This is a genomic window from Aquihabitans sp. G128, assembly GCF_019048865.1.
Classification (GTDB): domain Bacteria; phylum Actinomycetota; class Acidimicrobiia; order Acidimicrobiales; family Iamiaceae; genus Aquihabitans.
In genome coordinates, this window is sequence record NZ_CP077604.1 from 2,141,787 (window position 1) to 2,164,663 (window position 22,877).

General features: G+C 75.5%; 20 protein-coding genes. 5 read left to right on the top strand and 15 right to left on the bottom strand.

The features are described 5' to 3' along the window. Positions 1 to 136 precede the first annotated feature (136 nt). Complete coding sequence (locus tag KSP35_RS10215; protein WP_217001474.1) at positions 137 to 1,156, bottom strand: hypothetical protein; 1,020 nt, start codon at positions 1,154 to 1,156, stop codon at positions 137 to 139. A gap of 84 nt (positions 1,157 to 1,240) precedes the next feature. Between KSP35_RS10215 and KSP35_RS10220 the strand changes: the two genes are divergently transcribed. After that, positions 1,241 to 2,119 carry a hypothetical protein gene (locus KSP35_RS10220; RefSeq protein ID WP_217001476.1) on the top strand — a complete coding sequence of 293 codons (879 nt, stop codon included), beginning with the start codon at positions 1,241 to 1,243 and terminating at the stop codon, positions 2,117 to 2,119. 4 nt (positions 2,120 to 2,123) lie between these two features. Here KSP35_RS10220 and KSP35_RS10225 read toward each other — a convergent pair whose 3' ends face one another. The 6 genes from KSP35_RS10225 to KSP35_RS10250 all read right to left on the bottom strand — a co-directional run bounded on the left by KSP35_RS10225 (position 2,124) and on the right by KSP35_RS10250 (position 9,558). Continuing rightward, positions 2,124 to 2,918, bottom strand: a complete 795-nt coding sequence (locus KSP35_RS10225; RefSeq protein ID WP_217001478.1) for a glutamate racemase — start codon at positions 2,916 to 2,918, stop codon at positions 2,124 to 2,126. A 5-nt stretch (positions 2,919 to 2,923) separates the two neighbouring features. Next, positions 2,924 to 4,948 (bottom strand): methyltransferase domain-containing protein, encoded by a 2,025-nt coding sequence (locus KSP35_RS10230; protein ID WP_217001480.1) that lies wholly within the window; start codon positions 4,946 to 4,948, stop codon positions 2,924 to 2,926. 44 nt (positions 4,949 to 4,992) lie between these two features. Continuing rightward, complete coding sequence (locus KSP35_RS10235; protein WP_217001482.1) at positions 4,993 to 6,789, bottom strand: TIGR03767 family metallophosphoesterase; 1,797 nt, start codon at positions 6,787 to 6,789, stop codon at positions 4,993 to 4,995. Positions 6,790 to 6,878: 89 nt separating this feature from the next. Beyond that, on the bottom strand, positions 6,879 to 7,316 hold the full coding sequence (locus tag KSP35_RS10240) for a DUF5990 family protein (protein ID WP_217001484.1): 438 nt from the start codon (positions 7,314 to 7,316) through the stop codon (positions 6,879 to 6,881). A gap of 41 nt (positions 7,317 to 7,357) precedes the next feature. Next, a complete protein-coding gene (gene mnmA, locus KSP35_RS10245) occupies positions 7,358 to 8,398 on the bottom strand; it encodes a tRNA 2-thiouridine(34) synthase MnmA (RefSeq protein WP_217001486.1) in 1,041 nt (346 codons plus the stop codon). Continuing rightward, complete coding sequence (locus KSP35_RS10250; RefSeq protein ID WP_217001488.1) at positions 8,398 to 9,558, bottom strand: cysteine desulfurase family protein; 1,161 nt, start codon at positions 9,556 to 9,558, stop codon at positions 8,398 to 8,400. The genes mnmA and KSP35_RS10250 overlap by 1 nt, the downstream gene beginning before the upstream one ends. A 101-nt stretch (positions 9,559 to 9,659) precedes the next feature. Between KSP35_RS10250 and KSP35_RS10255 the strand changes: the two genes are divergently transcribed. From KSP35_RS10255 to KSP35_RS10265, 3 genes are all read left to right on the top strand, one after another. Next, on the top strand, positions 9,660 to 10,427 hold the full coding sequence (locus KSP35_RS10255; protein ID WP_217001490.1) for a class I SAM-dependent methyltransferase: 768 nt from the start codon (positions 9,660 to 9,662) through the stop codon (positions 10,425 to 10,427). Between the two features lie 85 nt (positions 10,428 to 10,512). After that, complete coding sequence (locus KSP35_RS10260) at positions 10,513 to 11,481, top strand: HIT domain-containing protein (RefSeq protein ID WP_217001492.1); 969 nt, start codon at positions 10,513 to 10,515, stop codon at positions 11,479 to 11,481. Positions 11,482 to 11,498: 17 nt separating this feature from the next. Further along, the gene (locus tag KSP35_RS10265) at positions 11,499 to 12,389 is read left to right on the top strand and encodes an endo alpha-1,4 polygalactosaminidase (protein WP_217001494.1); all 891 of its coding nucleotides are present in this window, start codon (positions 11,499 to 11,501) and stop codon (positions 12,387 to 12,389) included. Here KSP35_RS10265 and KSP35_RS10270 read toward each other — a convergent pair whose 3' ends face one another. Continuing rightward, positions 12,390 to 13,079, bottom strand: coding sequence for a metallophosphoesterase (locus KSP35_RS10270; protein ID WP_371748967.1), 690 nt, complete (start codon positions 13,077 to 13,079; stop codon positions 12,390 to 12,392). Next, a complete protein-coding gene (locus KSP35_RS10275; RefSeq protein WP_217001497.1) occupies positions 12,983 to 13,603 on the bottom strand; it encodes a hypothetical protein in 621 nt (206 codons plus the stop codon). Before KSP35_RS10275 ends, KSP35_RS10270 begins: the two co-directional genes overlap by 97 nt. A gap of 46 nt (positions 13,604 to 13,649) precedes the next feature. Here KSP35_RS10275 and KSP35_RS10280 point away from each other — a divergent pair, with 46 nt between their 5' ends. Continuing rightward, complete coding sequence (locus KSP35_RS10280; protein WP_217001499.1) at positions 13,650 to 14,096, top strand: SRPBCC family protein; 447 nt, start codon at positions 13,650 to 13,652, stop codon at positions 14,094 to 14,096. A 16-nt stretch (positions 14,097 to 14,112) separates the two neighbouring features. Here the strand turns inward: KSP35_RS10280 and KSP35_RS10285 are convergent, their stop codons facing one another. The 6 genes from KSP35_RS10285 to KSP35_RS25235 all read right to left on the bottom strand — a co-directional run bounded on the left by KSP35_RS10285 (position 14,113) and on the right by KSP35_RS25235 (position 22,681). After that, on the bottom strand, positions 14,113 to 15,969 hold the full coding sequence (locus KSP35_RS10285) for a hypothetical protein (RefSeq protein ID WP_217001501.1): 1,857 nt from the start codon (positions 15,967 to 15,969) through the stop codon (positions 14,113 to 14,115). After that, the gene (locus KSP35_RS10290) at positions 15,966 to 16,406 is read right to left on the bottom strand and encodes a hypothetical protein (RefSeq protein ID WP_217001503.1); all 441 of its coding nucleotides are present in this window, start codon (positions 16,404 to 16,406) and stop codon (positions 15,966 to 15,968) included. Before KSP35_RS10290 ends, KSP35_RS10285 begins: the two co-directional genes overlap by 4 nt. A 208-nt stretch (positions 16,407 to 16,614) precedes the next feature. Beyond that, positions 16,615 to 17,478, bottom strand: coding sequence for a rhomboid family intramembrane serine protease (locus KSP35_RS10295; RefSeq protein ID WP_217001505.1), 864 nt, complete (start codon positions 17,476 to 17,478; stop codon positions 16,615 to 16,617). Positions 17,479 to 17,585: 107 nt separating this feature from the next. Beyond that, a complete protein-coding gene (treS, locus tag KSP35_RS10300; protein WP_371748968.1) occupies positions 17,586 to 19,298 on the bottom strand; it encodes a maltose alpha-D-glucosyltransferase in 1,713 nt (570 codons plus the stop codon). A gap of 76 nt (positions 19,299 to 19,374) precedes the next feature. Beyond that, positions 19,375 to 20,151 (bottom strand): winged helix-turn-helix domain-containing protein, encoded by a 777-nt coding sequence (locus KSP35_RS10305; protein WP_217001509.1) that lies wholly within the window; start codon positions 20,149 to 20,151, stop codon positions 19,375 to 19,377. Further along, positions 20,141 to 22,681, bottom strand: a complete 2,541-nt coding sequence (locus KSP35_RS25235) for an AAA family ATPase (RefSeq protein ID WP_217001511.1) — start codon at positions 22,679 to 22,681, stop codon at positions 20,141 to 20,143. The genes KSP35_RS10305 and KSP35_RS25235 overlap by 11 nt, the downstream gene beginning before the upstream one ends. Positions 22,682 to 22,877: the final 196 nt, after the last annotated feature.

A 22,877-nucleotide genomic window follows, 5' to 3' on the forward strand; every position in this document is an offset into this window, starting at 1 on the left:
AGGGCAACTTGTGGGCCCACGCTGCCGTTTCCGGCGGTCTCCGCCCACAAGTTCGACGTGGGGGTGGTGGTGGTGGTGGTGGGCGCGGGGACGAGACGGGCCCGTGGTGCCCCGGGCGGCGAGGCCGGGGGGCGGGTCAGGCGCCGACGCTGAGGCGGATGCCCATGACCTGGTCGTGGACCTTCTCGGCCAGGCGCCGGGTGAGGGCGAAGACGTGGTCGGCCTGGACCTCGTCGTGCAGGGCGAGGCCGCAGACCGGGGTGACGAGCGCCTGGCGACGCAGGAGCACGGGGTCGCAACCCTGTTGGACCAGCTCGCACCATTGGCCCGAGAGCTGGCGCCACGACCGCGACGGCTGCTCGCCGAGCGGGCCGCCGGTGTCGACCGCGCCCCACGCCACCCAGCCGCCGCGCTCGAGGAACGTGCCGAGCGCGCCGGCGGAGCCGGTGACCTCGGCGCCGACCGGGAGCGACAGGAGCTGGGGACCGGCCTGGAGCACCAGGCGCCAGTCGGTGGCGCCGCAGCAGTGCACGCCGGTGAGGGCCCGGCCCTCGACGGCGGCCAGCGCGCCGGACAGCAGGTCGATCACACCGTCGGCGGTGAGGTGGAGGTCGGCCCGCAGCCCGCCCACGAGGCCGGGCTCGTCGAACACCAGCACCCGCGGCACGCCCGGGGCGCGCTGGTCGGCGAGGGCGAGCAGGTCCTTGGCCCGGGTGGACACGGCGGCGCCGGCCACGGCGTAGGCGACGTCGGCCCCGAGGCCCGCCTGGATGAGCATGAGCCCCAGGGTCAGCGGGCCGGTGAGCTGGAGCTTCACGGGGGCGGTGCGGCCGGCCACGACGTCGAGGAAGCGACGCCACGTGGCGAACGGGCGGCCCAGCAGGTCGTTGTCCCCGAGCGGGGCGGCCGGGTCGACCAGCGACGGGTCCGGGATCGAGAGCGTGCCGTCGTCGGCCACGTGGACCCCGGCGATGCCCCAGGCGGCCTGCGGGATCATCGACTCGAGGGGCTCGAGGGCCGGGAGCGTGGGGGCGGCGGGCAGCTCGGGGGTGCGTTCGAGCACGAAGGCGATGGCCGCCTCGCGATCGGTGTGCGGCAGGCTGCCGACCGACGTGGGGGCGCCGAGGGGCAGCGAGAACGCTTGCTCCGGAACCACCGCTGCTGTTCCCACCCTCACCCTTTCGCAATTCCCCTGGCACAGGAATAGCCACCGGGGACGTGGGTCGGCAAATCTCGGACGGTGACGCTCCTCGAACAGCTCGGCGCCTGGCCGGCCCGAGCCCTCTGGCTGGCCCTCGCCCTCCTGAGCACGGGCTCGCTGGCCGATGCGCTCGACGGGCGCAGCACCGCCGTCGCCCTCGTCGCCCGGGTGGGCCTCGCCGTCGGCTGGGGCGGTGGCTTGGTGGCCCTGCTGGTGCCGCGCAGCTCGGCGCTGACCGCGCTCCGGGTGCTCGTGCCCGCCGGCCTGGCCGCCGCGCTGGCCGCCCTGGTGGCCGGCAGCACCACCGACGGCGCCGACGTCGCCGCCATCGCGGTGGCCGCCGTCGCCGCCGCCTGGGTCCTGGCCCCGTGGATCGGCGGCGCCTGGGTGGACGGGTCGTCCTACGGCAGCGAGCGCCGGCTGCTGCTGCGCCCGCCCGCCCTGTTCACGTTCGCGCTGGTGCCCCTGACCTGGCTGGTGGTGGTGCTGGGCGCGGCGGTGGGCCCGCTGCTGCTGGCGGCCCGCCAGTGGGCGCTCGGCGCCGTGGTGCTGGTGCTCGGCTGGGCGGCGGCAGCGGCCGGCGTCCGCTCCCTGCACCAGCTGGCGCGCCGCTGGGTGGTGCTGGTGCCGACGGGCCTGGTGGTCCACGACCCGCTCACCATGCCCGAGGCCCAGCTGTTCCTGCGCACCATGGTCCACGGCCTGGGCCCGGCCCCGGTCGACGTCGAGGCCGACGACCTCACCGCCGGCGCCCCGGGCCTCGCCCTGCTGCTCACCCTCGACGAGCCGGCCGAGCTGCTCCTGCGCAGCCGGGGCCGCGACACCGCCACCCGGACCTCGACGGCGATCCTGATCACGCCGAGCCGCCCCGAGCAGCTCCTCGACGCGGCCCGCCAGGCCCGGATCCCCGTCACCTGACGGGTCAGGCCCGCACCCGGGCCGCGTCGGCCACCGCGTAGGACCAGGCGCGCGCCGCTCCTCGTCGCAGCGCTGCGGGGTCCCCGGTGGTGACGAACGTGCGCGCACCGGTCCGGTCCGCCGCGGCCGCGCCGTGCCGGGCGACGAGCTCGTCGGCGAGGGCCGCCGCCGGGTCGACGAGGACGGTGCCCGGGAGCTGGGCCGCGAACGAGGGTGCCGCGGCCGGGTAGTGCGTGCAGGCCAGCACCACCGCGGCCGCGCCGCGGAGCGGCCCCACGATGCGAGCCAGGTCGGCCTCGAACGCCGGGGACCCGGTGCGTCCCGCCTCGATGTGCGCCGACAGCGGCTGGGCCACCCGGGACCGCACCCGGCGCCCCGGCGCGGCCAGGCCCCGCCGGTAGCGCCCGGACCGGATGGTCCCCTGGCCGCCGACCACGCCCACCAGCACCTCGCCGGCATCCGGGCGGTCGAGCGCCGCCAGGGCGGCCTCGGTGGCGGCGAGGCCGGCGCCGATGATGCCGTCGACCGGGAGGGCGGCGTCGGCCAGCCGGTCCACCGCGGTGCTCGCCGCGTTGCAGGCCAGCACCACCTCGGTGCAGCCGCGGTCGGCCAGCGCGGCCACCACCAGGCGCAGGCGGTCGGCCAGCGCGGGCGGGCCCAGCAGGCCGTAGGGCGCGGCGCCGGTGTCGGACCAGTAGGTCACGGCCAGGCCCGGCACGGCGGCGTCGAGGCGCCCGAGCAGGCCCAGCCCGCCGATGCCCCAGTCGACCACCCCGAGGTGGGCCGGTCGGCCGTGCACCGGGCTCAGGGGTACGAGAGCGGTGCCGTGGCGCCCCGCTCGAGGGGGCCCGAGTCGAAGGCGACCACCCGCTGGGTGGTGGTGGCGGTGAGCACCTCGAGCCGCTGTCCCGGGAAGCGGCTCTCGAGGTACCAGCGGTACTCGTGCTCGGCCCGGATCGGGTTGTGGCGCACCATGGCCTTCCAGTCCGGGTGCGAGGTGAGCGCCTGCAGGTCGACGGCGAACTGCGGGTGGCGCTTGGGCATGCGCAGGTGGGTCAGCGTCGAGCGCGCCAGCAGCGCCACGTCTCGCAGCCGCACCGGGCGCTCCACCATGTCGACCACCCACAGGCGACCGCCGGGCGCGAGCACGCGGCGGACCTCGGCCATGAGCGGGTCCCAGTCGAGGTAGCGGAAGGACAGGAACGACAGGGCCACGTCGACCGAGGCGTCGGGCAGGTCGATGACCGGGCCGACGATGCGGTCGAAGCGGAGGTTCGGGTGGTCGCCGCTGCGCGACGCCGCCCGCTCGACCATGCCCGCCGAGTCGTCGAGGCCGACGCCGGACCCGAGGTCGCCCCGCTCGTCGAGCTGGCGCAGCAGGGCGCCGTTGCCGCACCCGACCTCGACCACGCGGAGGGGCCGGCCGAGGGCGGCCCGGGCCTCCTCGGCGTGGGCCGTCACCCACGCCCACTCGGCCTCGCGCACCCGGATGTCGACGTAGGCGCGGTCGTAGAGCTCGGCCACCGGGTCGTAGGACTTCGTGGGGTCGAGCGGCTCGGGCGAGCAGGCGACCATGGGTTCCACGGCGGCGCCGGCGTACTTGCGCACCGACCCGGCCCACCCGTGGGTCTTCTTGCCCGGCACCGCCACGAGGTACAGGTCGCGCCGGGCCTCCGGCGTCCGCCCCGCCCACGCGAAGCGGTCCTTGCGGGCCGAGACGGTGGTGTAGCCCTGGTTGCCGTAGGTGGTGACGCCGAAGGTCCGGGCGAAGAACGGGGCGAACCACCGGGCGGTCCGACAGGCGTGGAACCAGGCCGTGGCGCCCGGGGCGAAGGGGATCTCCAGCGCCTGCCACTCGTGGGGCGAGAACTGCTCGGGCCAGTCGACGGACCCGAACATCGGCCCGTACATGCCGGCGTGGCCCACGAAGTGGAGCTCGGCGATGCAGCGGCCCGCAGCATCGAGCCGGGTCATCTCCGCCACGAGGTCGGCCTTGCCGTCGAGGGCGTGGAGCTCGACGTCGGCCTCCGGGTGGTCGGCCGCCAGCTCGCGGCGCATGGTCTCGGCAGCGGTCGCGAACTCGGCCGAGCCGCCCCGGTACCGGGTGGTGTGGGCCACCCAGATCACCGGGCGTTCGGCGGCCGGCAGCTCGGTGGCCGGCAGCTCGGTGGCCTCGGTGGTGCTCGCCTCGGCGACCGGTGCGGCACCGGTCCCGGCGACCTCGGCGTCGGCCCACAGGTCGGCGAAGGGCGTCCGGGGGTGCTCGCCCGCCGGGATCCAGGCCCCGAAGTCGCCCACGAGGTCGAGGACCTCTCCGGCGTCGAGGTCGTAGACGTGCATGTGGGCCGGTGCCGGGGCGTAGACGTGCAGGCTGAGGCCGCTCGATCCGGCCGCCATGTCGTGGACGACCTCGGGCCCGAACCCGAAGGCCTCGCCGGCGGGGTGGGCCAGCTCCTCGACCGGCAGGAGGTCGGCCCCGGTCCAGCCGTAGCGCACCTCGGCGAACGAGCCCTCGACGGCCACGACGAACCCCGAGCTGCCGCCGTGGTCGTGCGGTGCGCAGCGGGCGCCGGGCCGCCAGCGGGCGACCATGACCTCGACCTCCGGCGCCGCGTGGACGACCTGGCGGGAGTACGGGTCCCCCTCCGGGGCCTCGGCCGCCGCCTCGAGCTCCGGTGCGAACGCGGTGCGCAGCTCGGCCAGGAGCGCGGCCGGCGGTGCCGAGCCCGCCGCGGCCGCCTCCGCCAGCCGGGCGAGCAGCCGCGCCGGCGGCGCGCCGCCTGCGCCCGCGTCGGATCGATCTCCTCGTGCACCGCTGGTTCCCACCACGGTGCGAGTCAACCACAGCCCGGGTCGCCGCCCCCGGCACGCGCTCAGCGCAGCGCGAAGGGCACGGCCACCGGGAGCTCGACGTTGCGATCCTCGGGCCGCCCGAGCAGCGAGACGGGGTCGAACCAGCGGTCGTCGTTGGCAGCCAGCTCGCGGCTGAGCGAGGCGAGGCGCCCGGGCGTCCAGCCGGCCTCGGCCCGGTACGGCACGAGCGGCTCGGCGGCGTGGTCGAGCACGGTCACGAGGAACGACGCGGTGCCGTCGCCGTTGTCGAACAGCTCGATGGTGCGGCCCTGCTGGCCGAAGTCGATGGCGCTGGAGGTGTTGACCTCCCACCAGCCGCCCCCCGCCGCGCGGCGGTGGCCGACCACCTTGTGCTGGTGCGAGTGCCCGTTGACCCAGAGGACGACGTTGGGAAAGCGCTCGAGCAGGGCCACCACCTCGGCACCGGTGGTGCGGGGGCCCGGGTCGAACTCGTCGTCGACGGCGTTGGCCATGGTCCACGAGTTGTGGTGGCTGGCCAGGACCACGAGGCGGTCGGTGCCGCCGCCCTCGACCCAGCGGCCGTGGACGTCGAGGTGCCGGGCGTGGTGGCGGGCGAGCTCCGCCTCGAGCCACGCCGCCTGGCGGGGCCCGATGCCGCCGCCGTCGCCGTTCGTGTGGTTGCAGGTGTCGAGGCCGAGGACCTGCACGTGCTCGCCCTCGGACCGCGACCACCAGGACCGGTGCTCCACCAGGTGCTCGGGCCCGAAGCCGTGCCCGGCCGGCCCCGGGCCCTCGCCGTCGGCGCCGTCGGCCAGCAGCGCGGCCAGGTACTCGTCGAGCGTCACCGACCGCCGGGCGTCCGGGTCGGCGGTGACGGTGTGCACGCCCGGGCCGCGCGAGGCCTGCTCCCAGCGCTCGGTGTCGGCTCCGACCGTGGTGGCGTGGGCGATGGCCCGGACGAGCCCCACGGCGTTGGCGGGCTTGCGCGACGACCCGGCCAGCATCGGCTCCAGCAGATCGATCCGCAGGTTCCGCCCGACGGGCGGTCCGAACGTGCCGGTGAAGATCTGGTCGTGGTTGCCGAACACGGCCAGCCACGGGACGCGCAGGCCCTCGGGCACGAAGCGGGCGACCGAGGCGTCGAGGAAGCCGGGGAGGTGCGGGTACCCCTGCTGCTGGCGGCGGTCCCACCCGGGGCGGTCGGGGTGCCACACCATGCGCCAGCCCGAGCGCTGGAGGCCCTCGTAGCGGCCTGCGGCACCGGTGTTGGGCGTGACCGGCCGGCCGCCGAGCACGTCCAGCCACCAGCGCACCTCGGAGGTGGTGCGGTTGTCGGTGTTGTCCCCGGTCTGGATGCACCAGGCCATGGGCGCCCCGCTCACGGGGCTGGTGGCCACCGCGTTGGTGGCCCGCACCAGCTGGTCGAGCACCTGCGTGGTGCAGGTCTCCTGGGGCCGGTGGCCGCTGTCGGAGCCGGGGTTCACCCACCCGAAGGCCTCCCCGCCCTCGACGCGGGCGGGCGACTGGGCGTCGCACACGTGCACGTCGGTGTGCTGGGCCACGTAGAGCAGCGATCGCCGCACCTCGGCTCGGTCGGCCGCCGGTGCCACGCCGAGGTCGTCGCGCAGCAGGTGCGGCTCGCCCGGGGCCCACCCGAGCCGCCGGTAGCGGTCCGAGCCCAGGGGCCGGATGGTGGCGTCCACGGTGGTCCAACCCTCGGAGCCCGGCCCGGTCCCCGGCTCGGTGGCCAGCCCCTCGGCCCAGGGGCCCGAGCGGCGCAGGTCGGCTCGGTGGCCGGCGTGGCGCCGCAGCCGGCGCACCACGTCACCGAAGGAGTTGTGCTCGTGGGCGGGCATGCCCGTCCATGGTGGCACGGGCCCGGGCCCGCCCGGCTCGGGGCACCGAGATGTCGCGCCCGCCACCCGAGGTTCGGCGGACGGACGGCTCAGGTGCTCCAGGTGAGCGCCGGCGGGTCGACCCGGGCGCAGCGGGGCCCGCCGCGATCGTCGGTCAGGTGGACGGTGGCCACCAGCGGCGTCCCGGCGGCGGCGGCCCGCCGGACCAGGGCCGGGTCCACCCGATCGAGGACCAGCTTGGCCCGCCGGAACATGGCGAAGGTGCCGTCGTCGCCCACCTCGCCCCAGGTCAGGTACAGGAAGCGCTCGCCGCGGCGGCCGTGCACCGCAGGGCCGCGCAGGTCGAGCGCGCCCGCCTCGTCGACCACCCGCGCGTCCACCGTCCACGCGGCGGAGTCGGCGTCGCCGGGCACCGGTCCCACCGCCTCCTGGCGGACCTGCACGGCCACGTGGACCTCACGACGCACCTCGTCCCCGTCGTGGAACGTGCGGCCGGGGAGGTGGTGGCCGTGGACCTCGATCTGCACTCGCCCATGGTGGCCCGGGCGACCGCCGGGTGGGGGTCGGGCTAGGAGGCCAGGCCGCCGCCGGCCACCTCGTCGCCCTCGTAGGCCACCACGCTCTGGCCGGCGGCCACCCGCCGCTGCGGCTCGGCCCAGCGGACCACCGCCTCGCCTCCGCCGACGAGCTCGACGGTTGCCACCTCGGGCCGGCCGTGGGCGCTGCACTGCACCTGCACCGGGCCGACCACCGGCGCACCGGCCCACCGGAAGCCCGTGACGCGCTGCTCGGCCACCAGCAGGTCGGCGCCCCGGCCGACGGTGACGGTGGCGGCGGCGCGGTCGACGTCGACCACGTACCGGGGCTCGGCGCCGCCGGCGAGGCCCAGGCCCTTGCGCTGGCCCAGCGTCACCAGCTCGACCGCCGGCACCGAGCCGACCTCGACCCCGGCACCGTCGACCACCCGGGCGGGGGTGAGCGGGATCTTGTCGCCCAGGAAGGAGGCCCGACCCCGGACCTTGGTGATGAAGCACACGTCCTGGCTGTCGGGCTTGGCCGCCGTGCGCAGGTCGAGGGCCGCAGCGTGGCGCCGCACCTCGGCCTTCTGGAGGTGCCCGATGGGGAACAGCGTCCGCGCCAGCTGGGGCTGGTCGATGACGTGCAGGACGTAGCTCTGGTCCTTGGCCGGGTCAGCCCCGCGCGCCACCCGGTGGCTGCCGTCGGCCCGGGTGGTGGTGCGGGCGTGGTGGCCGGTGGCCACGGCGTCGAACCCCAGCGCCTGCGCCCGCTCGTCGACCGCGGCGAACTTGATGTGGCGGTTGCACTCGATGCACGGGTTGGGGGTGCGGCCGGCGGCGTGCTCGGTGGCGTAGGGGCCCACCACGTGCTCGGTGAAGGCGTCGCCGAAGTTGAAGGTGTGGTGGTCGATGCCCAGTCGGTCGGCCACGCGGCGGGCGTCGTCGACGTCGCTGATGGAGCAGCAGCCGGAGTCGCTCTCCCCGCCCCAGAGCTTGAGGGTGACGCCCACGACGTCGTGGCCCTCGTCGCGCAGCAGCGCGGCGGCCACCGACGAGTCGACCCCGCCGGACATCATCACCAGAACCCGCATCAGCGCGACCCGCCCACGACGGCGCCCCGCAGGGTCCGGACCGCAGCGGGCACGGCACCGAGCGCCACGTCGACGTCGGCCTCGGTGCTGCACCAGCCCAGCGAGAGCCGGAGGGCGCCGGCCGCCAGCTCGGGGGCCACACCGATGGCGGCGAGCACGTGCGAGGGCTCGGTGGCGCCGCTGGAGCAGCTGGCGCCCCACGAGGCACCCACGCCCGCCTGGTCCAGCAGGAACAGGAGAGCCTCGCGCTCGACGCCAGGGAAGCACACGTGCACCGTGCCGGCGGTGCGATCGGCGGCCGCGGACGGCGACACCACCACCGCATCGGGCGCCGCCGCCAGGAGGCCGGCGACCAGGCGGGCGCGGAGGGCCTCCACCCGGGCGACGGTGGCCGCCCGCTCGGCGACCGTGGCGGCGAGGGCGGCGGCGAAGCCGACCGCGCCGGCGACGTCCGGCGTGCCGCTGCGGCGCTCGTGCTCCTGGCCGCCGCCACGCAGGATGGGCGCCAGCGCCGTGCCGGACCGGACCACGAGGGCGCCGATGCCCTGGGGGCCGCCGACCTTGTGGCCGCTCAGCGACACGAGCTGCGCCGGGGCCACCCGCGCCGGCAGCTCGAGCCACGCGGCGGCGGCCACCGCATCGGTGTGCAGGACCGCCGTCGGGGCCAGCCGGTCCAGCAGGTCCCGCAACGGGGCGAGGTCCTGCACGGTGCCCAGCTCGTTGTTGGCGAGCAGGGCCGAGACCACCGCCACCGGGGCGGCGCCGGGCTCGGCGAGCTCGGCCTCGAGGGCACCGAAGTCGACGCGGCCCAGCGGGTCGACCGCCACGGTGCGCCCGCCTGCGGCCCGGACCGGTTCGAGCACGGCGTGGTGCTCGGTGGCCGAGCAGAGGGCGCGACCCCCTGCGGCTGCCAGCACCCCGGCGATGGCGAGGTTGTCGGCCTCGGTGCCACCGGAGGTGAACACCACCTCGGAGGGCCGGGCGCCGACGGCCTCGGCCACCACGTCGCGGGCGTCGTCGAGGCGCCGGCGGGCCTCGCGCGCCCAGCGGTGCGACCCCGACGGGTTGCCGAACACCTCGCCCTGCAGCGGCGCCACGGCCGCGACGGCCTCGGGCCGCATCGGCGTCGTGGCTGCGTGGTCGAGGTAGGCGCCTGGCACCCGACCAGGCTACGGCCCGCCCCGCCGGGGACCCCAGCGGTTCCCGCCGCCGCTGCGCCGGCTGGCCGGACGGCCGGGACGACCTGCGAGACTCCGAGCCGATGGAGGGCTACGACGAAGCGACCTACGGCGACCGGTTCGCCGACGTCTACGACGACTGGTACGGCACCATCACCGACACCGATGCGTGCGTGGCCGCCCTCGCGGCGCTGGCCGACGCCGCCGGCGGCGGCCCCGTCCTGGAGCTGGGCGTCGGCACCGGCCGGTTGGCCGTCCCCCTCGCCCAGCGGGGCGCCACGGTGGTGGGCATCGACGCCTCGCAGGCCATGCTCGACCGCCTCGCCCGGAACCTGGCAGCCGCAGAGCCGCCCGTTCCCGACGGGGCCGGCGTGCGCGGCGTGCTCGGGGACATGGCCCACCCCCCGCTCGACAGCCAGCGGTTCGGCCTCGCCTTCGTGGCCTACAACACGCTGTTCAACCTGATCGGGCCGGGCGCCCAGCAGCGCTGCTTCGGCGCGGTGGCCGCCGCGCTGGAGCCCGCCGGCCGCTTCGTGGTCGAGGTGTTCGTCCCCGACCCCGAGGCCGGTCCCGGCGACGCCGTCGCCCCCCGCCGGGTCACCGCCGACCGCGTGGTGCTCAGCGTGAGCCGCAACGACCCGAGCAGCCAGGAGGTGCTCGGCCAGTACGTCGACATCACCGAGGCCGGCATCAAGCTGCGCCCGTGGCACATCCGCTGGGCCACGCCCGCCCAGCTCGACGCCATGGCGGCGGCGGCCGGCCTGGTGGTGGAGCAGCGCTGGTCCGACTGGGAGGGCACGCCGGCGGGCCCCGAGGCCGCCACCCACGTCACCACCTACCGCCGGGCCTGAGCGCACCGCCGAACGGCCGGGCCCGCCGGGTCCCGCGCCCTACGATGACCTCGTTCGCGACGGGCGCAGCGAGGGGCGAAGCGAGATGAACCAGTTGCGGCTGAACCCGCTCACCGGGCGATGGGTCACCGTCGCCACCGGTCGGGCGTCGCGGCCGGAGGACTTCGCCCGCGACCGCACCCCGGTGGAGGCCACGCCGGTCGACCCGTGCCCGTTCTGCCCCGGGCAGGAGGAGGCGCTCCCACCGGCCCTCGAGACCTACGGCCCCAGCGGCGAGTGGCTGCTGCGGGTGGTGCCCAACAAGTACCCGGCGTTCGAGGGCAGCGGCTCGATGCTGGTGGAGCACCTCGGGCCCCTGTTCGCCAAGGCGCCGGCCACCGGCATCCACGAGGTGCTCGTCTTCACCCGCGAGCACGACCACGGCTGGGCCGACCTCGACGATCCCCAAGCCGGGCTCGTCATGGCCGCGCTGCGCGACCGCTTCGAGGACCACGCCCACGCCTCGGGGATCCGCTACAGCCAGGCCATCGTCAACCACGGCCGCGACGCCGGCGCCAGCCTCGCCCACCCGCACGGGCAGCTGCTCGGGATCCCCTTCGTGCCCGGTGAGCTGGTGGACGAGATGGCGGGCTTCCGACGCTTCAGCGGGAGCTGCGTCCTGTGCGCCACCGTGGCGGCCGAGCGCGCCGCCGGGCACCGCGTGGTCGCCGACCAGGACGGCGTGCTCGTGGTGGCCCCGTGGTGGAGCGGCGTCCCGTTCGAGCTGCTGGTGCTGCCGGAGGACCACGGCGGCCACCTGCGGGAGGCCACGCCCGCCACGCTCGCCGCCGTCGGCCGGGCCATCCGCGACGCGCTCGCCGGCCTCCGCCGCCTGCTGGGCGACCTCTCCTACAACCTGGTGGTCCACACCCTCCCCCACCACGCAGACGACCCGTTCCACTGGCACGTCCACCTGGTGCCCCGGGTGCACAGCCTCGGCGGCTTCGAGCAGGGCACCGGGGTCCCGATCAACATCGTCGCCCCCGAGGACGCCTGCCACCTCCTGGCGCAGTGACCCGGCGGCGACCCGGCTTGAGGCGGACCGGCACGACGCTCGCGACCCCGGTCCTCGCCCTGGCGCTGCTGCTCGGCGGGTGCGCCAGCGACGGCGGCCACGACGGTGGGGCGAGGCCGGCGTCGGCCCTGGAGGCGCCGCAGCTCGCAGACGTGCGCTCGTTCGCCTTCGGCCTCGGCGTCGATCCCGACGATCCGGCCGTCCTCCGGCGCCTCGGCCGCTACGACCTGGTGGTGGTCGACGGCGAGACCTCGGCCGCCCGGGTCCGGAAGCTCCAGGCGGACGGGGCGGTGGTGCTCGGGTACCTGAGCGTCGGCACCATCGAGCCCTACCGGTCCTGGTACCGGGAGGCCAAGGCCGGGGGCTGGCTGCTCGACGAGTACGAGGACTGGGGCGAGTGGTACGCCGACACGTCGGCCCCCGGCCTCCGCCGGCTGCTGGTCGAGCAGGCGTCCGCCACCCTCGACCGGGGCTTCGACGGCCTCTTCCTCGACAACACCGACATGGTCGCCGCCCACCCCCAGCAGGCCGCCGGCATGCGGGCCCTGGTGGCCGACCTCGATCGGCTCGTCGGCGACGGCCTCCTCTTCGCGCAGAACGGCGACGAGACGGTCGCCACCATCGCCGCCCACCTCGACGGCTGGAACCGCGAGGACGTCTCGTCCACCTACGACTTCGACACCGGCCGCTACGCCGCGGTCGGCCGGTCCGACCACGCCGCCGCCCTCGCCACCCTGCGCCGGCTGCACCGACGGGGCCTGTTCGTCACCGCCACGGACTACGTCGATCCCGACGGCAGCGCGGCGGCCGTCCGGTCGGCCGAGGCCTCGGCGTGCCGGGCCGGCGCGCTGCCGTTCGCCTCCGACATCGACCTCGGCACCCTGCCCGCCTCCCCGCCCACCTGCTGATCAGCGGAGGACCACCAGCCCCACCGACGGCCGCGCCCCGAGCCGCACCTGCGGCGCCTGCTGGCGCACCAGGCCCACGCCGGTGGAGACGTAGATGCGGTTGCCCGCCACCTCGTGCAGGCCGCCGGCGGCGACCGACCGAGGGACCGAGCTGAACGTGACCAGCGGGCCGTAGATGGGGAGGGCGACCTGGCCGCCGTGGGTGTGGCCGGCGACCGTCAGGTCGATGGCCGCGTCGGTGGGCAGGGCGAGCACGACGTCGGGCCGGTGCGCCAGCAGGATGCGGACCACCGACGGATCGGCGTCCATCAGCTGCTGGCGCAGCGCCCGGGCCACGTCGGGGGCCCACCGCAGGCGGTTCCCCCCGATCAGCACCCGCCGGTCGCCGATGGTGCGCTCGACGGCCGCATCCTCCAGCACCCGGACGTCGGTCCCCACGAGCAGGTCGGCGAGGTCGGTGTGCAGCTCGGCGTCGCCCTGGACCGCATAGACGCCGCCCCGGGCGTGGAGCCGACCGAGGAGCTCGCGCAGGGCGGGGCGAACCGCACGGCGCTGGGCGGCATCGCCCTGGAAGAGGTCACCGGCGACGAGGATCACGTCCGGGCGCTGGGCCATGAGGGTCGAGATGGCGCGCCGCTCGGCGGGGCCGACGTGCGCCGTCTGCAGGTCGGCCAGGACCCCGACCCGGATGGGATCACGGCCGCGCGCGCCGTGGGCAGCACGACCGACGCCCGATCGACCCGCAGGTCGTAGGGCACCACGTGGGTGGCGTACCACCCGACCGGTGCGGGCACCACGAGGAGCAGCACGGCCAGGACATCGGACGCGGCCCGCCACCTCGGGGCCAGGCGCGCTCCCACGACGGCGACGACCCCTGCGCGCCAGGCCAGCAGCCGGCGCAGCCCGAGCGCGGCGCCGAGCGCCGGCACCGACACCACCAGGCCGAGGTAGGCCGCGTGGACGGCGGTGAAGGCGCGGGAGTCGACGCCCCCGACGAGGACGACGACCAAGCCGATCGCCACGACGGCCCCCGCCGCGGCCCCTGGCGCCACGACGTCGACGAGCCCGAGCCCGCCCCGCAGCGGTCGGCGGGCCCGCACCGCCACCAGGACCACCGCCACGAGCGATGCCGCAGCGGCGGCTGCGGTCAACGTGGTGGTCGGCCCCATGGTGCGGGCCAGCATGGCAGGCGTGCCCGCCGTGGCGAGCGTCACCCGGCCGGGCGTCGGGAGCGCGGTGTCCGGCTCCTACAGTTCCGGGATGGGTCGCATCCGGGTGTCCACCGTGATCAACGCCTCCCCGGCCGACGTCTGGGAGGAGGTCCGCCACATCGACCGCCACGTCGACTGGATGGCCGACGCCGAGGCGATCAAGTTCCGCACCGCCCAGGTCTCCGGCACCGGCACCACGTTCGACTGCATCACCAAGGTCGGCCCCATCAAGCTCACCGACCGCATGGCCATCACGGAGTGGCGCGACGGGAAGGCCATGGGCGTCCGGCACCAGGGCCTGGTGACCGGGTCGGGGCAGTTCACCCTGGCGCGCATCCGCCGCGACCGCACCCGGTTCACCTGGGAGGAGCGCCTGGTGTTCCCGTGGTGGATGGGTGGGCCGGTGGGCGGCGTGTTCGGTGGCGTCATCATGCGCTCGATCTGGAAGCGCAACCTCCGGGTGCTCAAGGCGCTGATCGAGAGCGGCCGGGCCTGACGCCCGACCGCCCGGCTCAGCCCGGCGCGGTGGTGGACGTGCTCGAGGTCGCCGGTGCGGCGGGGGTGCTCGACGTGGTGGTGCGAGGCGCGGTGGTCGACGTCGTCGACGCCGGCGCCATCGTCACCGGTGGGGCCACCGAGGTCGCGGTCGTGCCGCCGCCGCCCGCGCGCAGGTCGGCCTCCTGCTGGAGCACGCAGGCGTCGTAGGCGTCCTCGGCCGCGGTCCACTCCCGGTCGCTGGCGTCGTCGGGGATGTCGGCGTAGACCGACTGGCAGCGGAAGTCGGCCAGCTCCGAGGCGCTGATCTGGCCGCTCTCGTAGAGGCCCTCGAAGCACGACGTGGCAGCAGCCTCGTCCTCGACGGTCCAGCACTCCTCGCCGGGGACCTCCGACGGCCCTTCCTCGGAGCCGAAGCCGTCATCGAAGCCGTAGCCGTACCGGGGTCCGTCGTAGTCGTCGGGGAGCTGCTCGTAGCACTTCTCGTAGGCGGCCTCGCCGTCGGCGGAGGAGGCGTCCGAGGCCGGCTGGTCGACGCCGCACGCCTTCCAGAAGCCGGCGGGCTCCGCGGCCCACCAGTCGCCGCTCCACCAGCGCACGGTGCGCCGCACCTGGTCGGCGTCGAGGCCCTTGAGCGTGCCGACGGTGGACTCGATGATGCTGCGGGTGGGGCTCACGAACCACTGCCCGTCGTGCTGCTCGGTGACCACCCGGAGGTCGCCGCTGGGCTGGGCGAACGGCAGGGACAGGAACGAGCCCACGTCGGCGCCGACGTCGCCCTTGCAGACCTTCTGGGTCTCGGTCTGCGGTCCGTCGTCGACCGGGATCGTGCCCTCGTCCTCGATGTCGCTCGCGTAGTCGTCGTCGTAGGAGTAGGTGTACGTGGTGCAGCGGCCGTCGAAGGACCACGCCTCGTCACCACCGAAGGAGACCGAGTACGACGTCGGCGAGACGACCTTGGTGCCGTCGGGCCCGTCGGCCACCTGCAGCTCCAGGTCCTTCACCTCGGGCGCCTCGAAGGCGCCCTGCTTCGCGTCCTCGGCTGCGGCCACCAGGGCCGGGCCGTAGTCGTGGAGCACGGCCATCTCGCCGGGGGGCGACAGCTCGATGAGGCGGCGCACGTCGAGGTGCACGGCGGCGTCGAGCGCCTCGCGCACGGCGGCCTCGGGCGAGGCGGCCCCCTTGGCGGCGATGCCGTTGCCGAAGTCCGGGACCTCGGGCTGCGGGTCGGCGTCCCGGCGGACCTGCTCGGCGATCGAGTAGAGCGCGCTCACGTGCCAGCCCCCGTCGCGGCGCACGGCCACGAGGCGGACGCCGTCGAGGTCGATCGTCCCGCTGTCGGTGCGGTCGAGGTCGCCGCCGTCCTCGCGCTCGTCGGCGGCCAGCACGTCGGTGATCGTGGAGCCGAAGGGCAGGCGCTCGAGGTCGCTGGCGCTCGACACCGTGCCACCGGTGAGGTCCACGGCCACGTAGCCGTCGCCGAGCTCGGTGGTGGTCATCGCCAGGCCCTCGACCCGGAGGTCGATGCCGCGCACCTTGTGCAGGTCGAGGTCCTTGGAGGCCACCTCCACCCGCTTGGCCTGCTCGCCGGTCTCCTCGATGGCGGGCCGCAGGATGTCCCGCTCGTTCGGGTCGAGCGCCTCCAGCACCCCGATCACGTCCTCGTGGTCGATGGCGTCGAACATGGCGTGGACCGCGCCCTCGGGCGTCTTGGCCCCGTCGCTCGCGGAGAGCACCGAGATGCCGAAGGCCCCGGCGGCCACGGCCAGCACCGCCACCGCACCGGTGGCCAGCCAGCGAGGCTTCCGCTTGGTGGGTGGGGCCACGTAGGCCGGGGCGGGGATCGCCACGTCGGGCGGGGTCTGGTCGCTCATGCTCGTCTCCTCGTGCTCCAGGCGGCCGCCAGGGCGGCGACCACCAGGGCCAGGCCGGAGGCCAGACCCGCCGTCGCTCCCCAGGCCGAAGCCTCGGGAGCGCTCCTCACCACCGCCGCGAACGCGGCCACCACCACGCCGACGCCGCCGGCCAGCGCCGCCGCCGGGCGCACCCGCCCGCGGACGGCCGCGAACAGGGCCGCCACGGCCACCAGCGGCACGAACGCCCACACCGCGCTGGCCACGGCCTGCGGGGTGGGGTCGAGCACCTCGAGCCGCACCGCGGCCTGCACCACCTGGTAGCTGGTGCGCTCGCTGCTCCCCGAGCGCAGCCAGGGGGCGAAGGTCGACGCGACCGCCAGCGCCATGAGGACCACCAGGACCACGAGCACCGCAGTCCGCGGCGCCGTCCGTGGAGGCGCGATGGGTGCGGGCACGGCCGGCGCGGGCGCAACCGGTGGGCCGACCGGGGCCCCGGGCGCGGGCCGGAGGTGCTGCCTCCCACCCGATGGCCCCCTGGGCCGTCGTCGGTTCCGCCACCCCTGCCGCCTTCCCGGGCCCCCGCCCTCCGAAGGACCAGAGGCTAGGCCACGGGCGCGCCGCCGACCGATCACGGCCGGTGGCGGACCGCCACCGACGGTGGCGCTAGGGCATCCAGCCGTTGGCGAACAGCACGCTGCCCACCACGCAGAGCACGGCGAACGCGCCGCACGCCGCGAGCGGCAACCGCTTGTCGACGCCCGGGCGCTGGCCGTAGTCGAAGAGGATCCAGCCGGCGGCGGCACCGCCGACCAGGCCGCCGAGGTGGCCCCCGATGGAGATGCCGGGGATCCCGAAGGTGAACGCCAGGTTCAGCAGCAGCACCCACAGCAGCGGCGAGTCGCGGAACCCGATGCCCTGCGCCCGCTGGGCCAGGAAGATGGCCCCCATGAGGCCGAAGATGGCCCCGGAGGCACCGGCGGTGAGCGAGCCGGGCGACAGGACGAGGGCGCCGAACGCCCCGGCCAGCAGCGACACGCCGTAGATGACGCCGAACCGGAGCCGGCCGCCGAGGTTCTCGACGGCGTTGCCGAGGATCCAGAGGGCGTACATGTTCAGGAGGAGGTGGATGAGCCCGTAGTGGAGGAAGCCCGCGGTGACGAGGCGGTACCACTCGCCCTCGCCGACGCCGATGAACTGGCCCCGATCGAACGCCTTGGCGATGAGGCCGAAGTCGATCTGCATCCGCCCGGAGTCGCCCCCGATGGCGCCCGAGCCGTCGACGGCCACGCCCACCAGGAACACCGCGACGTTGATGGCGATCAAGACCTGGGTGAGGATCGGCCGGACCCGCAGCGAGCCGATGCCCTGGTACACCTTCTGCTTGCCCTGCTTGGTGCACTCCGGGCAGTGGAAGCCCACCGACGCCTGGTGCATGCACCGGGGGCAGATCGGGCGGTCGCAGCGCTGGCAGATGACCCCGGCCGGCTGGTCGGGGTGTCGGTAGCAGGTCTGGACCGCGGTTTCCACGGCCCCGACCGTAGCGGGATCGACCGAAAATCGGCCGTCGCCAGGGGCTGCTCCGGGTCGTCGCCCGGCTGGTGGACGAGGGAGGACCGCAGGCGGGCCCGCCGGGCCTACTCCAGGTCGTCGCCCAACTGGTCGACCAGGGAGAACCAGTAGAAGCCGTAGGGCGGGAGCGTGACGAAGTAGGGCAGCTCGCCGATGGCGGGGAACTCGGTGCGGCCGAAGAGCTCCACCGGGATCTTGCCGGCCAGGCCGGTGAGCTCCAGCTCCACCGGCTGGGCCACCTTCGACAGGTTGTTCACGCACAGCACGATGTCGTCGGCGCTGTCCTCTCGCGGCTGGCGGCGCAGGTAGGCGAAGACCGCCTCGTTGCCGACGTCGAGCGCCTCGAAGGAGCCGGTGCCGAACACCGGGTGCTCCTTGCGGGCGTGGATCATGCGCTGCACCCAGTGCAGGAACGAGCCGGGGTTGCGCAGCTGGCTCTCGACGTTGACGGCCGAGTAGCCGTACACCGGGTCCATGAGCGAGGGGAGGTAGAGCTGGGCGAAGTCGGCCGTCGAGAAGCCGCCGTTGCGGTCCGGCGTCCACTGCATGGGCGTGCGCACGCCGTCGCGGTCGCCCAGGTAGATGTTGTCGCCCATGCCGATCTCGTCGCCGTAGTACATGACCGGGCTGCCCGGGAGGCTGAAGAGCAGGCCGTGGAACAGCTCGGCCACGCGGCGGTCGTTCTCGAGCAGCGGGGCCAGCCGGCGGGAGATGCCGACGTTGCGCTTCATGCGCGGGTCCTTGGCGTACTCGGAGTACATGTAGTCGCGCTCTTCGTCGGTGACCATCTCCAGGGTCAGCTCGTCGTGGTTGCGCAGGAAGATGCCCCACTGGCCGCCCTCCGGGATCTCCGGGGTCTGGGCCATGATCTCGCGGATGGGCCGGGCCTTCTCCTGGCGGGCCGCCATGAACATGCGCGGCATCAGCGGGAAGTTGAAGCACATGTGGCACTCGTCGCCGTCGCCGAAGTAGTCGACGACGTCGGCGGGCCACTGGTTGGCCTCGGCGAGCAGCACCCGCCCGGGGAACTCCTCGTCGACGACCTTGCGCACCTTGCGCAGGTAGTCGTGGGTCTCCTTGAGGTTCTCGCCGTTGGTGCCGTCGCGCTCGTACAGGTAGGGGACGGCGTCGAGGCGGAAGCCGTCGAGGCCGAGGCCCAGCCAGTACCGGACGACGTCGATCATGGCGTCGGCCACGTCCGGGTTGTCGTAGTTCAGGTCCGGCTGGTGGTGGAAGAAGCGGTGCCAGTAGTACTGCTCGCGGCCGGGCTCCCAGGTCCAGTTGCTGGGCTCGGTGTCCACGAAGATCACCCGGGCCTCGCCCCAGCGCTCGTTGTCGTCGTTCCACACGTACCAGTCGTGGCGGGGGTTGTCCTTCGACGAGCGGGACTCCTGGAACCACGGGTGCTGGTCGCTGGTGTGGTTCATCACCATGTCGGCGATGACCTTGATGCCGCGGCGGTGGGCTTCGTCGATGAGCTCGGCGGCGTCGCCGACGGTGCCGTAGTCGGGCAGGACGGTGAAGAAGTCGCTGATGTCGTAGCCGCCGTCGCGCAGCGGCGATTGGTAGAAGGGCAGGAGCCAGATGCAGTCGACGCCGAGCCACTCGAGGTAGTCGAGCTTCTCGGTGATCCCCCGCAGGTCGCCGGTCCCGTCGCCGTTGGAGTCGCGGAAGCCTCGGACGAGGACCTCGTAGAAGATGGCCTTCTGGTACCAGCGGGGGTCGTCGGTGCTCACCGACCCGACACTAGGGCCGTGACCTGGGCACCCGTTCCCGATCGGACGGTTCGGCGCCCACGCCCCCCGAACGGTTGACACCCGCTCGGGCGAGGGCCCCGGACCCCTCCCGCTGCGCTCAGCGGCCGTCCCGGCGCCGGGCCCGCGCCGCCCGGTGGTCGGCCGCTTCGCCGTGGCGGCCGGCGGCTTCCAGCACCGCCAGGAGCGACTCGGATGCGTCGTCGTCGTCCGGGTCGAGGTCGGTGAGCTGCCCCCACCAGCGGGCTGCTTCGCGCCCGTCGCCGCCGGCCTGGTGGGTCCGGGCAAGGGCGTGCAGGACGTCGCGGCGGGTGCGCTCGACGGTGGCTCGGGTGCCGTCGGCGAACTCGGCGTAGGGGTCCTCGGCGAGGAAGGGGCCCTGCGCCGCCAGCTCGGCGGCCAGGCGCAGCTCGTCGACGTCGGGCTCGGAGAGGGTGCCGATGCGGAGGCCCTTCGCCGCGTGGGCGAGGAGCTCCTCGAGGTCGACCGAGACCAGGTCCAGGTCGAGCGCCACCGCCTGGCGGTCGGCGCGCAGCGGATCGGTCCCGAGCCGCTTGTCCGGGTCGAGCGCGGTCCGCAGCATGGAGAGGACCACCGACAGCCGGCTCCGGCCGGTGGCGACGTCGACCTCGGGCCACAGGAGGTCGATGAGCTCCTCTCGGGCGATCGCCCGGCCCCGCCGGCAGATCAGCACCTTCAGCGCGTCGCGGGCCTTGCGAGACGACCAGTGGGCCGGCTCGGCCTGTCCGGCGCCGTACACCTCGAACCGGCCCAGCGTCCGCACCCGGGCCGAGCGGGGCGGCGCACCGTGGGGGTCGGCGCCGAGGTCGTCGACCCCGGTCCCGGTCACCGACACCGGCTCGGCGTCAGTGGCCACGGGACCGACGAGCAGGGGGGCCGTCGCGGCCACCACCATCTCGAAGCCGAGGCGGGCTGCGGTGGCGTGGGCCTCGGCGGCCACCTCGTGGCGCTCGGGATCGCCGTCGGGCAGCACCGAGGCCAGCCCGGCGCGAGCCCGCGCCCCGAAGCCCGCAGCCCCGGAGCGGTCGGCCCAGCGGATGCCGTGGCGGAAGGCCGCGGCCGCCTGCTCCGGCTGCCCGGCGCCGCGACGGGCGATGCCGATGGCCTCGCTCACCGGCATGCCGAACACGTACGAGCGGCCCCACATCACGCACTGGTCGACGTAGGGGTCGAGCTGGTCGGCCACCCACCGGCACCGCTCGACGTCGCCCACCAGCTCGGCCGCCGGCGCGATGAGCGAGAGCAGGCAGAGCCAGTTGAGGTCGTCGGGCCCGGTGGAGCGCGCCCCGGCCACCACCGAGGCCAGCAGGCGCCGGGTCTCGGCGTGGTCGCCCCGCTCGGCGGCCACCAGCACCTCCAGCACCCCGAGGGTGGCGTCCTCGAGGCCGGCGATCTCCAGGAGCCGGCCCTCGTCCCGGCGGATGGTGAACACCAGGCCGGCCACCACCCGCATGGCCATCGCGGGGTGCAGGGTCGAGACGAGGTCGGCTCGGGAGATCGCTTGCTCCTCGGCCAGGGCCAGGCGGCCGCGCGTAGGTCAGGCTGGCCCGCGCCATCGAAGCCCGCCAGGTCCAGAACCGCGAGTCGCTGCGGTCCGCCAGCAGCTCCCACTCCCGGAGCAGCCGGTCGACCTCGAACAGGTCGCCCGACTCGAAGGCCAGGCTGGTCGCCCAGTACAGGTGCTGGATGCGGGCCAGGACGTTGGGCCCGGCGGGCAGCAGCGCCTCGTGCTCGCGCAGCCAGCCCACGCGCGCCTCGTGGTGCTCCGGGCCGCTGAACACGTTGAGGCGGGCCAGGGCGAGCTGGCCCTGCGCCCGCGGCGAGCCCCCCTCGGCCAGGACCTCGAGCTCGGCGATGGCCGCGAGGGCGCCTTCCTGGTCGCGGCGGAACCCGTCGATCGACGGCATCCCGAGGATCGAGGCCAGCCCACCCAACAGGTCCGCCCGCCGGTCGGGCTCGTCGCGGAGGTCCGGGTGCCCGAGGGCCTCGCGGATGAGCGGCGGCACGTCGAAGTCGATGGTGGGGTCGAAGACGTCGGAGCGGGCCAGGGCCGCCGCGGCCAGGAGGTGGCCGGACCCCGCCTGGCGGGCCAGCTGGGCCAGGCCGTCGCTGAGGGCCACCGCCGCCGCCCCGTCGCCCACCGTCACGCGGTCGCCGATGGCGTGCACCAGCGAGCGGCCCTGGGCGGCGAGGTCGCCGGCCCGGCCCCAGTGCGTGGCGGCCACCTCGGCCCAGCGCCCCGCCTCCCGGTGGCCGCTGAGGCGCCGGGCGCCGACGGCGGCCTGCTCGGCCCAGTGGGCCACCTCGGCCGCGTCGGCGCCCGAGCCGGCGTCGAGGAGGTGCTGGGCGATGACCGCGGCGGGCACGCCGTCGCCCCGGTGGGCGAGGGCCCGCGCCGCGGCTCCGTGGGCGGCGGATCGGGCCTCGGGCTCGAGCTCGTCGTCGAGCGTGTCCCGGATGAGGGCGTGGGTGAAGGCCAGCTCGTCGCCGGCGGCCCCGAGCACCCCGGCGGCGAGGGCCGGCTCGAGCTGGGCCCGGACCTCGGCCACCGGGAGGCCCACCACCGCGCCCAGCACCTCGGGCCGGAATCCCGGGCCCAGCACGGAGGCCGCCGCGAGCAGCCGCCGGGTGTCGTCGTGCAACGGTTCCAGGCGGGCCCGGACGGCGGCGCGGATGCCGCCGGGGATCTCGGCCAGCTCCTCGCGGCCGCCTCGGCCCACCGCATCGACGAGCTGCTCCACGTAGAGGGCGTTGCCGCCCGACCGGGCCAGCACCTCGGCGGCCACGGCCCGGTCCGGCCCGTCGGCCACCCGCCGGGCCAGCAGCTCGGCCACGTCGTCCAACCCGAGCGCCGACGGGGAGATGCGCCGGCCGGCGTCGGCCACGGCCGCCAGCACCACGTCCCGCGCCCGGTCCACGCGCAGCTCGTGCACCCGGTGGGTGCCCACCACCAGGATGGGCAGGTCGGTCCCGGCGGTGGTGAGGAAGCGCAGCAGCTCCAGCGAGGGCAGGTCGGCGCGGTGGAGGTCGTCCAGCACCAGGACCAGCCGCTCGCCGCGCTGGTGCCGGAGCACCTCGTGCACGGCGTCGTAGGCGGCGAACGGCTCGTCGGCCCGAGCCGCCAGGCCGTCACGCGCCGCCTCGAACGCGTCGTCGCCCACGGAGCGCAGGACCTGCATCCACGGCCAGAAGGCCGGGGCCCCGCCGATCTCCACGCAGCGCCCCCAGTGCACCGCGACCCCTCCGTCGCGCAGCTCCTGCGAGAACGCCCGGGCGAGGGCCGTCTTGCCCACACCGGGATCGCCCCCGATGAGGGTGACCACGAAGCCGTCCGCGGCGGCGTCGAAGGCGTCCCGGAGCGCGACGAGCTCCTCGGTGCGGCCCACGAACGGGACCGACCTGTCGGGGGGGCGCAGGCATGGCCGAGACGTTAGGTCTCCCTGCCGGCGAAGCGGACAAAATCCCCGTCGGGCCGGGCGCGACCATCGGGGGGGGCCGGCAGTGCCGGTCCCCCGGGGTCCCGCCCTGGAACGGCCGCCCGCCCGTCCGTTCGAGGAACTGGGGCGACCTTCTCACCCCACC

Coding starts and splice junctions, on each gene's coding strand:
- KSP35_RS10235 (WP_217001482.1), bottom strand. CDS start 6,789: ATGCCCGCCCACGAGCACAACTCCTTCGGTGACGTGGTGCGCCGGCTG.
- mnmA (WP_217001486.1), bottom strand. CDS start 8,398: ATGCGGGTTCTGGTGATGATGTCCGGCGGGGTCGACTCGTCGGTGGCC.
- KSP35_RS10255 (WP_217001490.1), top strand. CDS start 9,660: ATGGAGGGCTACGACGAAGCGACCTACGGCGACCGGTTCGCCGACGTC.
- KSP35_RS10260 (WP_217001492.1), top strand. CDS start 10,513: ATGAACCAGTTGCGGCTGAACCCGCTCACCGGGCGATGGGTCACCGTC.
- KSP35_RS10280 (WP_217001499.1), top strand. CDS start 13,650: ATGGGTCGCATCCGGGTGTCCACCGTGATCAACGCCTCCCCGGCCGAC.
- KSP35_RS10285 (WP_217001501.1), bottom strand. CDS start 15,969: ATGAGCGACCAGACCCCGCCCGACGTGGCGATCCCCGCCCCGGCCTAC.